Origin of the sequence: Micromonospora sp. NPDC049151 (assembly GCF_040648395.1) — a bacterium.
Lineage (GTDB): Bacteria > Actinomycetota > Actinomycetes > Mycobacteriales > Micromonosporaceae > Micromonospora.
Window position 1 is genome coordinate 1 of the sequence record NZ_JBEZDP010000007.1, and the last position, 14,022, is coordinate 14,022.

At 73.6% G+C, this 14,022-nt stretch carries 9 protein-coding genes and 1 tRNA gene; 5 read left to right on the forward strand and 5 right to left on the reverse strand.

Annotated features, from left to right (window positions below):
* Positions 1-164: 164 nt before the first annotated feature.
* A complete protein-coding gene (locus AB0B20_RS10375; RefSeq protein ID WP_357469749.1) occupies positions 165-833 on the forward strand; it encodes a hypothetical protein in 669 nt (222 codons plus the stop codon).
* Between the two features lie 259 nt (positions 834-1,092).
* Entirely contained in the window at positions 1,093-1,923 is an 831-nt protein-coding gene (gene ricT / locus AB0B20_RS10380; protein ID WP_357387490.1) for a regulatory iron-sulfur-containing complex subunit RicT, read from the forward strand.
* Positions 1,924-2,013: 90 nt separating this feature from the next.
* Here the strand turns inward: ricT and AB0B20_RS10385 are convergent, their stop codons facing one another.
* Positions 2,014-3,741, reverse strand: a complete 1,728-nt coding sequence (locus AB0B20_RS10385) for a metallophosphoesterase (RefSeq protein WP_357469752.1) — start codon at positions 3,739-3,741, stop codon at positions 2,014-2,016.
* Between the two features lie 133 nt (positions 3,742-3,874).
* Between AB0B20_RS10385 and AB0B20_RS10390 the strand changes: the two genes are divergently transcribed.
* A tRNA-Thr gene (locus AB0B20_RS10390) sits at positions 3,875-3,948 on the forward strand.
* Positions 3,949-3,965: 17 nt separating this feature from the next.
* On the opposite strand, the gene AB0B20_RS10395 is transcribed toward AB0B20_RS10390, so the two are convergent.
* Complete coding sequence (locus AB0B20_RS10395; protein WP_357469755.1) at positions 3,966-4,412, reverse strand: squamosa promoter-binding protein 15; 447 nt, start codon at positions 4,410-4,412, stop codon at positions 3,966-3,968.
* Between the two features lie 249 nt (positions 4,413-4,661).
* On the opposite strand from AB0B20_RS10395, the gene AB0B20_RS10400 reads away from it, so the two are divergent.
* Both AB0B20_RS10400 and AB0B20_RS10405 read left to right on the forward strand, forming a co-directional pair.
* A complete protein-coding gene (locus AB0B20_RS10400; RefSeq protein WP_357387496.1) occupies positions 4,662-5,339 on the forward strand; it encodes a Crp/Fnr family transcriptional regulator in 678 nt (225 codons plus the stop codon).
* Positions 5,336-8,092: a CHAT domain-containing protein gene (locus tag AB0B20_RS10405; RefSeq protein ID WP_357469758.1), complete on the forward strand. Its 2,757-nt coding sequence runs from the start codon at positions 5,336-5,338 to the stop codon at positions 8,090-8,092. Before AB0B20_RS10400 ends, AB0B20_RS10405 begins: the two co-directional genes overlap by 4 nt.
* A gap of 3 nt (positions 8,093-8,095) precedes the next feature.
* Here the strand turns inward: AB0B20_RS10405 and AB0B20_RS10410 are convergent, their stop codons facing one another.
* Genes AB0B20_RS10410 through AB0B20_RS10420 form a run of 3 tightly spaced genes read right to left on the reverse strand, consistent with a single transcriptional unit; the run spans position 8,096 to position 14,018 of the window.
* A complete protein-coding gene (locus AB0B20_RS10410) occupies positions 8,096-11,932 on the reverse strand; it encodes a CHAT domain-containing protein (protein WP_357469761.1) in 3,837 nt (1,278 codons plus the stop codon).
* On the reverse strand, positions 11,929-13,854 hold the full coding sequence (locus tag AB0B20_RS10415) for a caspase family protein (RefSeq protein WP_357469764.1): 1,926 nt from the start codon (positions 13,852-13,854) through the stop codon (positions 11,929-11,931). The genes AB0B20_RS10410 and AB0B20_RS10415 overlap by 4 nt, the downstream gene beginning before the upstream one ends.
* Positions 13,836-14,018: a hypothetical protein gene (locus AB0B20_RS10420; RefSeq protein WP_357469767.1), complete on the reverse strand. Its 183-nt coding sequence runs from the start codon at positions 14,016-14,018 to the stop codon at positions 13,836-13,838. The genes AB0B20_RS10415 and AB0B20_RS10420 overlap by 19 nt, the downstream gene beginning before the upstream one ends.
* Positions 14,019-14,022 lie beyond the last annotated feature (4 nt).

A 14,022-nucleotide genomic window follows, 5' to 3' on the forward strand; every position in this document is an offset into this window, starting at 1 on the left:
GTCGCTGTCCGGGTTCGCGGCGACGAACTGCGCGTCGGAGAGCACCGCGAAGCGCAGGCCGCCGCCGTCCGGCTGGCCGCCGCCGCGGCGGCGCTGCGCAGCGCCGCCGACCGCTACGCCGCCGCCGACGACGCGGTCGCCCGGCGGCTGGCCCGGGAGGCCTGATGGACGCCCTCGACCGCCTCGCCGAGCCGGGCCTCGACCTGCTCGCCCGCGTCGACACGCTGCTGGCCGCCGGTGCGCCCGAGGGGCACCGGCTCTGGCCGCTGCTGCGCCGGATGCAGGTCCTTCCCGGCGTCGCCGTGCGCGAGTTCCTCGACCTGCATCCCGCGCCGCTGACCGGCGCCGGGCACGCCGTGCGCCGGCTCGTCCGGGGGTACGACGACACCTGCGCCCTGCTGGCCGACCAGGTCGCCTGGTCCGGCACCGCCGCGTCGGCCTACGACGAGGCGCGTTCCGCGCTGCTGCGACACCTGGACGAGGGGCCGGAGAGCCTGGTCGGGCGGCTGGAGTCGACGGCGGGCTACGCCGACGCGCTGGCCGGCTGGGTGGAGGGCAGCCGGGCCGCGCTGGCCCGCGCGCTGGCCGAGGTGCTGGGTTCGGCGGAGGCGGTCGCGGTGCACGCGGCGACCCGGCCCGGCGTCGAGCCCGGCCGGTTCGGGGCATCGGCCGGGGCCGAGATCGCCACGAGGGTCCTGGGCGTGCTCGGGGTGGCCTACGACGGCGCCGAGACGCTGCTGCGGCAGTGGGGGCCGAGCCTGACCGAGATGCCCTGGCGGGACCGCGCCACCACCGCCCCGCGCTACGGCGGCACCACCCGGATCGGCTACTGACGGTCCACGGCGCCGCGCGCCGGACCGGCCGTGGCCGGTGACGGCGGCGGCGCCGTGGCCTTCCCCTGCACCCCCCGCAGGTATGCCTTCACTCAACGCGCTCACGCGGTGTTTGTCAGGGGGGCGACGCAGATTCAGCCGTCCGGGCGAGGCGAAGGGGCCGGTTCGGCCGGGTCGACGACGATGATCGCTGCGGCGGGTGACCGGGCGGCGACAGGTGTGCCGTGCGGCGGGCATCGATCCGCGTAGGGTGGGGCGCATGGGCATGCTCTGCGCGGTCAGCTTCAACCGGTACGGGCGCCTCTACTACCTCGACCCGGGCGAGCTGCGCCCGCAGGTGGGCGACCGGGTGCTGGTGCCCACCGACGACGGGCCCGAGGTGGCCGAGTGCGTGTGGGCCGCGCAGTGGGTCAGCGAGGACACCGACGGCTTCCCGAAACTGGCCGGGATCGCCGGTGACGACGACCTGCGCCGCGACGAGACGCTGCGCCGGCGCAAGGCCGAGGCGAAGGTGGCCGCCAAGCGGCTGATCCGCGAACACGGCCTGCCGATGAAGGTGGTCGCCGTCGACCACGTCCTGGCCACCCCGGAGAACGGCAGCGACCGCACCACCATCTACTTCACCGCGCCGCACCGGGTCGACTTCCGCTCGCTGGTCCGCGACCTGGGCGCCACGCTGCACTGCCGGGTCGAGCTGCGGCAGCTCTCCGCCCGCGACTCCGCCCGCGTACAGGGCGGCATCGGCTCCTGCGGGCGTGACCTGTGCTGCGCCACGTTCCTCAACGACTTCGAGCCGGTGACCATCCGGATGGCGAAGGACCAGGATCTGCCGCTCAACCCGCTGCGCATCTCCGGTGCGTGCGGGCGGCTGATGTGCTGCCTGAAGTACGAGCACCCGCTGTACCAGAAGTTCCAGGAGACGGCCCCCGCGGTCGGCAGCCGGGTGTCCACGCCGCAGGGCGAGGGCAAGGTGGTCGGCCACAGTGTCCCGCGCGACGCGGTGACGGTCCGGCTGGACGCCGACGGCTCCCGCTCGATGTGCTCCCGAGCCTCGGTCTGCGGCCCCAGACAGGCCCACGAAAACCGCTGACCCACCCACCCTTCCCCGGTGATCAAGGAGTTTGTGTCTCCGATCGCGCCCGGACAGGACACGAACTCCTTGATCACCGGGGTGGTCGGGTCAGCGGATGACGATGGGGGGTTCGGCCAGGCGGGGGGTCAGCGGGGTCTTCGGGGTCAGCCAGGGGGCGGTGGGGGACTGGTCGGGGTTGAGCTGCCAGTCGTGGGACACCCGGTCGACCGCGATCGGGTAGATCGTCAGCGTGCCGTCCGGGTCGATCCGGAACCGCAGGAACGCCTTCGAGTCCTCGATGCCCTGCGCCGCGAACAGCTCGTTCAGGTTCACCCCGAACGCGCCCGCCACCAGCAGGTAGAGCGCCACGAGCTGGCTGGCGACCAGACCGATCACCGGACCGTAGAGGACCAGCGCGGCGACCGCCGGCAACGGCCACGGCCAGTCGTAGAACGGTAGCCGCAACCACACCCATGTGCCCCCGGCGGCGAGCGCCACCTGGGCCAGCCCGTGCGCCACCCCGAGGATCCAGTGCCGGGCGTGCCGTTTCCCGCCCGCCGTGGGTGGCTTGGCGAAGAACACCGCGCCCATCATCGCCACCACCAGCATGATCGCCAGCGGCACGCTGAACAGCCGCTGTTCCGTGGTGCCCACCCGCTGCGCCGCCACCCCGGCCATGGCCAGCATCAGCAGCGTGTGCAGGGTGCCGAGCAGCGTGGCGAAGCCCGGATTGCGGAACGGCAGGCGGGCGAAGATCCCCCAGCCGTACCGGCGGGACCGGGCCTTGTCCGGGTAGCGCGCGGCCAGGTCGTACTCCTGGGTGTTGCTGGCCCGCCGGGTCAGCGTGTCGCGCGGCGGCACCTCCAGCGTCTCCGGCAGCCGATGCGTGGGGTACAGGTAGGCGCCGCCACCGCCGCAGGTGATGAGCTGCCGGTCCGGCCCGGCGTAACGGGCGTAGTGGTGCAGGTCGCCGGAGACCAGCACCCGCACCTGCGCCCCGGTCGGCGCGACGAGCGTACGGATGAAGTAGTCGATCGAGTCGTACGCGTTGGGGTGGTCGACGGCCTTGACCCACGTCGGCGCCGGCACCGCCAGGATCACCTTCGACTCCGGGGTGAGCTTGCGCGCCACCTCGTCGAAGTAGGTGAGCTGCGGGTCGTCCAGGTACGACCCGGACTGGTCGTCGAGGCCGAGCAGCCACCACCCGGCCGGCAGCTCGACAGCGAAGTACGAGCGGGACTGGCCGGTGCCCCAACCGGCGAAGTGCCGGTCCCGGGTACGCACGAACAGGCGCAGGAACGCCGTCAGCCCGTCGTACCAGTCGTGGTTGCCCGGCACCGCGAACAGCGTCGGCTGCTCCGGCGGGGCAACAGGCAGCGCCGCCTGGTACGGGCCCTTGCACCGGTCCTCGTACGCCTCGTAGCCCGCCGCCGGATAGACCTGGTCGCCGCCCATCACCAGCGTCTGCGCGCGGGGGAGCCGACGCCCGTCCACGGTCAGCTCCGGCTGGGCGAGCAGGTACGCCACCGAGTACGTGGCGTCGAAGCCGTCACCCAGGTCGGCCACGTAGTCGAGCCAGAGACCGCCGTCCGGCCCGACCTGCCGGAACGTGCCGTCGCTGAACGCGTTCTGCAACTCGCGCTTGTCCAGGTACGCCCCGAAGAGCATGGCCAGCAACGTACGCAGGCCGGTGCTGATCAGCAGCAGCGGCGCGAGCCAGGGCACCGGCCGGCGCGGGGTGAAACCCAGCTCCCGGGGGTCGATACGGCGAGGGCGGCGGGTGGCGCGCTCGCCGGGATGCGCCTCGGGTGCCGGTCGCGGCGGTTCGTCGGTCACCCGCCGCAGGGTAGTCCGGACGCGGCGCGAAGTCTCTCCCGTAGCGGGGCGGATGTGGTCCGTTGTCCGGGTTCCGGGGTGGGGGGATCCGGTTCGGCTTCCGGCGGGGCGTGCCGTACACTTGACGATCGTTGCCGCCTTAGCTCAGTCGGCTAGAGCGACGCACTCGTAATGCGTAGGTCGACGGTTCGATTCCGTCAGGCGGCTCGGTACAGAAGCCCAGGTCATCGGCCTGGGCTTCGCCGTTTCCCGAGGTCGGTCACGCCACCGGCGGGAGGCCAGAACCCGTCGTCGTCCTCGTCCGGCGACGAAGGGGCGTACTGGCGGAGAGCGCCGTCGCGGATCATCCAGACGCGGAAGAAGAACTGCTCCTGGTCCATCACGAAGAGCTGCACGGCGTTGGGGTTGTGCCAGGCCCCGGACCCGAAACGCGCCACGACAGCGGTGAGGTCGGCGTGGTTGAGTGCACCAGCGAACACCTGACATTCGGGGTTCTTGTGCCCGCCCCACTGGTTGTCCACGGCGGTGACGAGGCGCAGGCTACCGCAGCCGCCCGAACTCGTGCCCGGTTCACGACAGCGGCACTGGGTGTCGAGCCAGCCGATGAATGCCTCCGCGTTCCGGCGGTCGGTCAGGCCCACCGACAGCATCACGTTGGCGACCCAGCTCACCGGATCCTCCATTCGGTCCCGCCCACGCTTGACAGTCGACCTGGAGTCGGTAGCCGTGGCTCGCGGTCACTCCGCATCGCAGCCTACGGGCGTGTGCATCGACGACGACAGTATCGGCCGTCCGGCCCGCCGTACCCACGACTGAGACACCGGTGGATGTCGTTCGGCCGACCGATCAGCCCACAGCCCCTTTGTTTCCGGCCCTACCGTGCCATTGCGCCGTAGTGATGGACCGGTTCGAATGTCTTCATGTCTTCGTGGGCACCCGGCTCCTTTCTGGATCGGCTCGAGCCGGAGCTGCAGGGGAAACTGCTGGCCCTCGGCGTCACGCGCGACATCTCATCGGGCCGGCGGATCTTCATCGAGGGCGGGCGGGACACCCACGTCGAGATCATCCAGCAGGGTGTCGCCAAGGTGACCATGTCGGTCGGTGGCACCGAGCAGCTGTTGGCCGTACGCCTCCCGGGTGACCTCGTGGGCGAGTTCGCCGCGCTCACCGACGGCCAGCGAACCGCGACCGTCACCGCCTGCGGGGAGGTCCGCGCCACTGTCATCCAGCAGGCTGCCTTCCGCGCCTTCCTGAGCCGGCATCTCGAGGTGGCGAACGAGGTGACAGCCACCGTCGGCCGGCGCCTGCACTGGGCCAACCTGCGTCGCGCCGACTTCAGCGCCTTCCCGGTGCCGGTCCGGCTCGCCCGGGTGCTGCTGGAGCTGGTCGAGGTGATCGGCGATCCGGTGGACGGTGGGGTACGCATCGCTGTCGACCTGACCCACGCCGAACTCGCGACGCTCGTCGGCGCCGTCGACGACACCGTGCAGCGGACGCTGCGCGGGATGCGCGACGACGGCGTCATCCGGACCGGCTACCGCCGGATCACCGTCACCGACCCGGACCGGCTCCGCCGACGTGCCGAGGAGGCCCTGTGACGGCTACCACGAGCGTACGGTGGCACGATCCGGTCGCCGCGGTCGCGCATCTGCGGGTCGCCGCACCGGAGGAGGTGACCGCCGCGCTGGAAGCGTTGTCCCGCTCGGATCCTCCGCTGGGCAGCGCCGAACTGCTGGCCCGTGCGTACGCATGGCTGCGCCGCTACGAGGGCGAACGGGACGCGGCGACGCTGGCCCGCGCGCAGGCCGACTTCGCCGCCGCCGCGTACACCGGCCCGGAGCGTGCCGTGGTCGGTCAGGCCCTGGTCCTGTGTGCCCTGTATGCCGCCATGCGGGGTCAGGATTTCCGGGCCGCCCGCGAACACGCCACGATCAGCTCGATCGGCCTGGAGGAGACGGCTGCGGCTCTGCTTCACGCCCTGGTCGACATCGGCGCCGTGTTGACTGACGACGCAGAGTTCGACGCCGATGGCGCGTTCGGCCGGGCTGACGAGCTGGTGGCCCGTACCGCCGGGGGCCCGTTCGCGTCGGCCGCCGAGGCGCTGCGGATGGCCCTGCTGGTCAAGCGTGCGCGGGATCGGAGTTTCTACGACGACCTCCGGCAGGTCCGCACGCGGGTGCAGGCGATGCTCGACGCCGGGGTGACAGGTGAACAACGGCAGTTCGCCGAGATCCTGCAGGAGGCTGCCGAGATTCTCGCGTCCACTCAGCGCGGCGAGACCGGGGAGGCGTTCGACTCGCTGCAGCGACTGGTCGACCTGGTGGACCGGCTACCGCCGGACGCACCCAGCACCCTGGCGCTGCGTCGGTACCTCAACGCGGGTGCGGTGGTCATGGAGGCGCCCGGGCACAAGCCCGGTGCCGAGCAGGCGCAGAGCCATGCCGCGGACGAGCCCGATCTGTCGGCCGGCGAGCGGGCGTTCCGCCTCTTCGTGTCCGGCACCGGCATCTGCCGCAAGGCAGTCGACCGGCGCGACGCCGACCAGTTGGCGCGCGGTGTGGACCAGCTGCGCCGGGCGTCGGACCTCGCGCCCGCCGACTATCCACACCGAGCGTTGATGGACACCATGCTGGGCCGGTTCCTCTGTGTGCGTTACGAGCTCGGCGCCGGCCGGGAGGCGCTGGACGAGGCACTGCGCCGCCTCGGCAGGGCCCGTCGGGCGACCGGTGACGTGGCGCACCCGGTGTGGGCGTTCGCCGAGATGGCCTCGGCGCACGCGTACCGGCTGGCGGGCCGCCGCGCCGAGGGCCGGGAGGCCGGTAAACGCGCGCTGCGCGGCTACGCCTGGAGCGTGCTCCTGCAGGCCGGTACCGCCGACGCCGCAGCCGCCGCCAGGGATGTGGTGGACGACGCGACCGAGGTCGCCCGCTGGTGCCTCGCCGACGGCGACGCGGGCGGCGCGGTGGGCGCGCTCGACGCCGGGCGCTGCCTGATGCTGTACGCCGCGACGGTCACCATGGGGATCCCCGCCCGGCTGCACGCGCTCGGCCACGACGAGCTGGCCCGCCGCTGGCAGACCGGCAGTGACGACCCCGACGTACGGCGTGACGTGCTGGCCGCGCTCACCGGCGCACGGCTCAGCGACGTGCCGGTGCCGGACGTGCTGGACCCGCCGTCGCTCGACCAGATCCGGACGGCGCTGCGGGCGATGCGCCACGACGCGCTCGTCTACCTGGTGCCCGGGCGCCTCGGGGTGCCCGGTGCGGCGGTGGTCCTGCCGAACGGCAGCGAGCCGTTCGCGCTGTCCCTGCCGTCACTGGTGCAGTCCGACGACGACCCGGTGCGGCGATACAGCCGCCTGCTGGCGGCCCGCGACGCGGGCGAGGTGGGCGGCGGGGACGGCGACGCCGAGACCGCCGATCCGGTCACCAGGTGGCGGGACTCCCTGGACCGGCTCGCGGGGTGGGCGTGGCGGGTGGCGATCGGCCCGCTGCTCGCGGAGACCGGGCGGTGGGGCCTGTCCCGGGCGCCGCGGCTGCTGCTCGTACCGATGGGCCGGCTCGCCGCCGTGCCCTGGCACGCCGCGCGCGACCACGACGGCTGGTACGCGGTGCAGCAGGCCGAGTTCTCCTACGCGCCCTCGGCCCGGCTGCTCTGCGAGAACGCCGACCGCACGCCGATCCCCCAGGACGGAAGTGGCCTGGTGGTCGGGGATCCCACCCACGACCTGCCGGATGCCCGGACCGAGGCGCTCGCCGTGCGGGCCGCGTTCTATCCGGACGCCGAGCTGCTCGTCGACGACGCGGACGACTCCGGGGCCTCGTCGGCGGCCACCCCCGAGGCGGTGCTCGCCTGGCTGCGCCGCGCCGGCCGGGCACGACCCATGCTGCATCTGGCCTGCCACGGCGCGGTGGGACAGGGCATCGACGGCTCGTACCTGCTGCTGGCCGGCCGGGCCCGGCTCACCGCACGGGACATCCTGGAGGGGCGCAAGGACGGGGCGATCGGTGTGGTGGCGCTCGCCGCCTGCACGACGAGCGTCCCCAGCGGAGCGTTCGACGAGGCGTTCAGCCTCTCCACCGCGTTCCTGGCGGCCGGCGCGCGGACCGTCTTCGGGTCGCTGTGGCAGGTGCCGAGCGACGCCACCTCGCTGCTGATGTTCATGGCCCACCACTACCTGCGGGCCGAGGGTCGCCGGCCGGCGGACGCGCTGAACCGGGCTCAGCGGTGGATGGTCGACCGTGAGCGCGCGGTTCCGGCGGACATGCCGGCGGCGCTGGCCCGCCGCGTGGCCGATCTCGACGGTGACGACCTGTCGACCTGGGCGGGGTTCCTGCACCTGGGCTGGTGACGCTCACCGTCCCGAGTGGGTGAAGGCGGCCCAGGACTCCGGCCTCGCCACGGAGTCGCCGGTGGTCTGCCGGCTCAGTTCCGCCGGCATGCCCGGCGGCGGCCGGCGCTGCGGGTCGAGCATCCACCGCTGGGCCCGGTGCAGCGCGTCGACCGGCTCGCACCCCTCGGTGTTGAGGAAGTGGTGGACCATGAACATCAGCAGCGAGGTCTCGGCGTCCGGCACCGCCCACAGCGATCCGAAGACGGTCCGCGCGCCCGCCGCCAGGAATGCGGTGGAGAGGCTGAACGCCTCGTCGTGGTCGGTGTGCGTGACGCCTGTGGTGCAGGCGGCCAGGAACACCCGCTCGATCGCCAGCTCGGCGAGACGGGACTCGTCGAGCAGCCGGCGGGCCGGCAGGACGCCACCGGCGAGCACGAGGTGCCCGTCCGCGGGCCGGTGCGGATCCACCCGGCCGTGGCAGGCGAGATGCAGCAGTGACGGGCCGGGCGCGGCCGACGACACCCAGGAGAGCACCCGGGCCGGTGTGGCGGTGCCCTCGGGGTCACCGGGGACGTCGCCGCCGAGGTGGGTGCCGTCCGGGTAGAAGGCGGCGTGCACGGCTCGTGCCTCGGCGGCGGCGAAACCGAGTTCACCTGTGGGGTCGCCGACGACCAGCGCGGAGCGTACCGGCCGGACCGGGAAGTGGGCGCTGGTGCAGAACATGCGGGCCGAGACCGCGTACGAGACGACCACATCCTCGATCGCGTAGTGCCGGGTGGTCCCGTCGCCACGGTAGGCGGCGTGCCAGGGCACTGTGGCCAGCAGGCCGAGCGGGATCAGGACGAGGCGTGCCGGCCGGTTCCCGCTACGCCACCGGTGGGCGTGGGCGACCAGCCGGCCCATCGCCGAGGACCAGGCCCAGGCGCAGATGTCGTCGATCGACATCGGTTCCGCCGACGGCTCGGCCGGCTGGGCGTCGCGGAACCGGCCGGTGTGCCGGCCGAAGCCGGCGGCCGCGTCGAGCCGCAGGTCGGGCAGGGCGAGGACGTCGACCTCGCCCTCGCGGGGTACGAGCACCGCCGCACCCGAAGCGTCCGCCGTGGTCGGTACCAGGTAGACGAGCGCGTCGGCCTCGACCGCGGCCAGGGCCGCCCGGATCTCGGCGGGCCGGGCGGGCTGGAGGATCCCGCTCCGGTCCTCCGCCAGGAGGGTCCTGAGCACCTGCGCCCGCAGGTCGTCCGGCACCTCGGCAAGCGAGGGGAGGGCGCCCAACGGCGTACCGGTGAGCCGGTCGTGTCCGTATCCGGCCGAATGCTGCCACCGCACGGCCAGGTCCTCGCGGCCGGCGGCGGCGAGCTGGTCGGCGATGAGCCGTGACGACATGGCGGCGTGCAGGACCAGCCCTCGGCCGGCGTCCAGCGCGGCGATCAGGTCGTCGTCGGCGGTGTCCTGACGGCACCAGGTGGCGACGGTGACCGCGTGACCCGCCGCGTCGCGGGCGGCCGTGAAGGCGTCGTCGGTTCCGGACTGCACGAGCACCTGCCCCAGGTCGCCACGAAGTGCGCTCAGTCCGGCTTCGCGTGAGTCGGCGTGGCGGGGGCCGCCGGGCAGGTTCGCGGTCCGCAGCGCGGAGGCGTACGTCATCAGGGTGTTCGACCAGCTGTAGTGGTCCGGGCCGCCGAGCAGGTCGATCGCACGGGCCAGGTGCCGCACCCCGCGCTCGGCCGCGGCGGTGTCGCCCGGGTCGATCTCGGCGACGCCGAGCTCGGCCCGACCGCCGAACACCGCCGCTCCCAGCTGACCGATGTGCTCCGGCGGGAGCAGCTCGATCAGCTTCCCGAGCTGCTCGGCGGCCGCGCGCAGGGCGGCGACGTCGCGGCGGGTGAGAGCCGACACGACGGCCGGCAGGAGCCGCAGCATCTGAATCGACTGCGTACGACTGTCCCCGTCCGCGACGACTCCGGGCGGCTCGATCGGTTCTCCGCCCGCGGCAGCTGACAGGTCGGCCAGGGCCTCGGCCATCGGCATCGCCAGACGGGCCCAGTACGGGAGTTCGGGATCCCGCAGCAGCCCGCGTAACTCGGCCGCCTCCGCCACCAACTCCTCGGGGTTCCGGCCGGGAATGCCCAGCTCGAACAACCGGGCGAGGAGGACGGATTCCCGGTCCGGCTCACCGTCGGGCGACCGGAGGGACCGGAGCTGCTCCCTGGCCGCCTGCAACGCGCGGAGGTCACCGGAGCGGGTGGAGACACCGTTCAGCATCAGGTGAAGCACCCCCAGCGCCCGGGATCGGACCTCGGGATGGGCGTCCGGGCGCGCAAGGCGCAGGGCGGCCTGGAACCCCTCCCCGTCCTCGTCCCACCGGCCCGGATGCCCGGCTTCCCGTGCGTAGGACACGACGCTCCGGCCGAGGTTGCGCAGGTCCACCAGCTCGGGCGGCAGGCCGTCCGTTCCCTCGGTGGCGTCCAGGAGGGCGACGATCCGGTCGGAGGGCAGCGCGCCGGGGTTCCAGGCGCAGATAGACACCTCGGCGAGGGCCAGACAAATGGCGAACGCGGCACGCGGTTGCGGCCCGGCGTGCCGGTCGACGACCGGCCATGCCCGCCGGGCCGCCTCCACCTCGCGGGACACCCGCGGACCGCTCGCCGGCACCCGGCCCGGTTCGCGGCGCCACTCGTCCGCCAGTTGACCGTCGCTGATGGCCAGCCGCAACATGTGCGCCCGCATCAGCGCGTCCGGGTCCGCCGGGCCGGCCGCCAGGACCTGGTCGATGCGGGCGCCGGCCCGTTCCAGGTCGGGCAGCGCGTGGCTGACCTGCCAGCGGGCGAAGAGGGCGCCGGCCAGTTCCTGTCCCCACTGGCCCGGAGCCAGCCCGTCTGCTTCCTCGACCAGCCGTACCGCCGCGTCCGCATCCGCCGCGGAGTCGTCTCGTACGGCGCGAAGGCGCAGCAACTCGCCACACGCCGCGCGGGTCGCCGCCGCCAGCTCGGCCGGCTGGTCGTCGGGGGCTCGGCGCAGGCACGCGATCGCCTCGTCGAGATCGGCCGCGTCGTCGCGGGCCTCCCACCGGCGCCGGTAGGCGTCCGCCAGGTCGACCAGCAGGTCGTAGTCCGCCGGGAGGGTGTCCGCCGCGCGGCGGCCCTCGGCGATCAGCCGGTCCAGGATCGCCGGGTCGCCCGCCAGCAGGAACTGCTCGATGCCTGCGCGGCAGAACATCCACGCGGCCAGCGGGTAGCCCGGTGTCTCGGTCGTGGTGTCGGGCAGCGCGGCGTCGAGCATCGAGATGCCCAGGCGCAACTGGTCGGTGTCGCCGAGTCGCTCCGCCAGGAGCAGGTGGAGCATGCCCGACTGGAGCGTGACGAAGGCGGCCGAATCCGTGCCGGCCACGTCCGGACGCAACTCGTCGACCGCCTCGGCGGCGTGGCGGATCTCCGCCGGTCCGCTGTCCGGGCGCAGGCGGCAGCTGTCCCAGTGGGCCTGCGCGAGATGCGCGGCGACCAGCGCGCGTTCCGGGCTGCCCGGCGCGGTCTCCGCCCGCAGCGGCTCCCACACCGCGATGGCCTGCTCGCTGTCGGCGGCGTCGTCGGTGAGCAGGCTCCTCCTGCCGTACGCCAGCCCGAGCTCGAATCTCCACTCGTCGGTGTCCGGATCGTCCGGGTGGTCTGCCAGCAGGCGGGTGAACAGGTCGACGACGGCGGTCAGGTCGGCCGGGTCCTCGTTGTCCTGGGCGCGCTGCGTGTACGTCTCGGCGAGGGCCACCGCCAGGTCGGCGCGGTCGGTGCCCTCGGCCCGATCGAACGCCTCGGTGAGCCAGGCGATCTGATAGTCGATCGATGGCTCGTCGAAGCCGGCGGTCACGGCCGGCCGTCCGGAACGACGGTCCGGATCGGAACCGTGACGGTGGCCCAGTCGTAGACGTCGTCGACGGCAACCGCGCTCGCGTCCCGGTGCACCGCAGCCCGCCCCAGCCGGTCGAGCACGCCGCGAAGCCCGATCGCGTCGCGTCGCGTCGAGAGCCCCGGTTCACCGAGCCGGGGCAGCTCGAACGGACGGGAGCTGAAGTGCTCCTCGGCGACGAACAGCTTCAACCAGTCCCGCACCGCCCGGCCCGGTGCCGGGGGCACATCCGGCGGGAGACCCATCTGGACCGGGCGGCCCTCCAGCGCTGCCGCGGCACGGCCGTGTTCGACGCGGCCACCGGGGAAGAGACCCGCCCACACCCGATAGCGGTCGGTGAGGTCCAGCAGGACGAGATGCAGCGGGCGGCCGGCGTGGTTGTGCAGCCGGATGAAGACGGTGGGCGGAACCCAGCCGTGGCCCGACAAGCGGTAGTTCAGCCGTACCGATCCGTCCGGGCCGGGCCGGATCGGCGGGCGGTCGAGCGGCGCCCGGCGCTCGCCCGGCCGCGCCTCCACGATCTCCACCACCACCCGGGACGCGAGCGCGGAGAGCGGGTTGTCGAGTGCCTTGACCTGCCGCCAGCGGGCGATGTGTTCCAGCGTCTCGACGACGCGGCCGACGGCGGCCGGGCCGCCGGCGATCTCCGGCGCGACAGGTGTGGTGTCCGTGCCGAGGATCCGGATCCGGCCGCCGGCGTCGGCTCGTACCCGAAGCTCGGGCACCTCGGCGACGGCAAGCCGTACGTGTGGGGACGGCGCCATCGCCTCGGTCACCGCGCGGACCAACGGCTCGTCGCCGTCGACCGCGACGGTGGTGGCCGGCAACGGCATGCTCGCCAGCACCACCGGGTACTGCTTCTCCTCGTCGGGTTCCCAGCCGGCCGGCTCGACCAGGCTGCGCTCGGTGCGCACCGAGACGACCCGGGCCTCCCGGCGTACCGGCTCGCCCGCGACGGCGACACGCACCCCGTCACCGGTGCCCGGAGGCAGGCCGTGACAGGTGCCGGCGTCGATCTCCCAGGCGCCGCGCAGGTGGCGCATCACCACACCGGCGCCGCCCACGGCGAGGGGACCACCCAGGAACGGCCGGTCGCCGGGCCCGGGCACCTGGGGAAAGAGCTCCGGAACCTGGTTCGGGACCACGTCCTCGACCAGGCAACGGGCCCGGGTCAGCAGGTCCCGGCTGGTGGCGTGCAGTCCGAGCCGCGCCAGAGCGCGCAACAGCGCCCAGGTGAAGACACCGTGGGTGAGGCCGTTCAGCGGCAACTCCTGGGCGAGCTCGAACGAGCGGCAGGCGGCCAGGGCGACGTACTCCGCGTCGGCCGCGAGCGGCGCGGCAGCCACCAGGGCCGCCATGTCGGGTACGTCGTGGCGCGCGGGAGCGTACCGGGCGCGTGCCTCCTGCTCCGGTACCTCGTTGCGGGCCGCGCCGCCGGCGTAGCAGCAGTCGAGCACCGCCACCGTGTGCGCGCCCGTGGCCGCCACCTCGCCGAGCAGCACGGCGAGTTCCTTGTCGTACAGGTCGGGTGTGCCGTGCTCCCGGCTGTCCGCGCAGATCAGGGTCTGCACCATGCCGGTCGGTTCGAGATACCACAGGCCGGGCGGGGCGGGTGCCTGTGAGCCGTGCCCGGCGAACCAGAAGAGCGCCGTGTCGCCCGGCCCGGCAAGGCCGAGGTGCATCCGGATGCCGTCGATGACCGCCGCCCGGGTGGCGTCGCCGTCGAGCAGCGTGCGGATCGCCGGCGGCGTGCCCTTGACCTGGGCGGTCAGCAGGTCCCGGGCGGCCGTCACATCGGCCCGGCAGCCCCGGAGCGGACTGACCGCCCGGTAGGCGTCGACACCTACCAGCAGCGCGTACACGGTCATCGTGCCGCCCACCACCGGTCGCACCCGGGCAGGCCCCGTTCCGGCAGGTCGTGTCCGACATCCGACTCGGTCACCTGAGCGGTGTCCCCCGCCATTGCCGCGACGAGCGGGAATGCGATGAACGATTCGCCGGCAGACAACGGCGCGGTCGCATGCGTTCGCGTGCCGGTGATGGCCACGGCC

What these genes read in the sequence shown, in the direction of transcription:
- ricT (WP_357387490.1), top strand. Translation starts at nt 1,093, where the DNA reads ATGGGCATGCTCTGCGCGGTCAGCTTCAACCGGTACGGGCGCCTCTAC.
- AB0B20_RS10400 (WP_357387496.1), top strand. Translation starts at nt 4,662, where the DNA reads ATGTCTTCGTGGGCACCCGGCTCCTTTCTGGATCGGCTCGAGCCGGAG.
- AB0B20_RS10375 (WP_357469749.1), top strand. Translation starts at nt 165, where the DNA reads ATGGACGCCCTCGACCGCCTCGCCGAGCCGGGCCTCGACCTGCTCGCC.